This window comes from Shewanella sp. CAL98-MNA-CIBAN-0140 (assembly GCF_040309905.1).
Taxonomy (GTDB): domain Bacteria; phylum Pseudomonadota; class Gammaproteobacteria; order Enterobacterales; family Shewanellaceae; genus Shewanella; species Shewanella psychromarinicola.
The window spans coordinates 1-254 of record NZ_JBEOPI010000232.1; the positions used below are offsets into that span (position 1 = coordinate 1).

The window sequence follows — 254 nt, forward strand, 5'->3', positions numbered from 1 at the left end:
TCTTAAGCGTCTATGCGGACGACAGTAAAGTTGATGAGGCGTGGGTGGATCGGTAGTACGATTTGACTTTGCGTCAAGGCAACCGGCTGGCGTTAAACCGCCGCTAAACCGCCGCTTGCTGGAGATGGATAACACGGCAAACCAAGCACAAATCAAACAATTGGATTTACCAACCCTCATCTTATGGGGTGCGCAAGATGACCTAATTCCAGTAGAAAATGCCAAACTGTTTCATCGAGATATCGCTAATAGCC

1 protein-coding gene is annotated in these 254 nt (G+C 48.0%); it reads left to right on the plus strand.

What is annotated here, in order from left to right; translation table 11 throughout:
- Positions 1 to 40 precede the first annotated feature (40 nt).
- Positions 41 to 254, plus strand: a 214-nt coding sequence (locus AAEY93_RS20880; RefSeq protein WP_351079622.1) for an alpha/beta fold hydrolase, incomplete at its 3' end; no start/stop codon positions are given.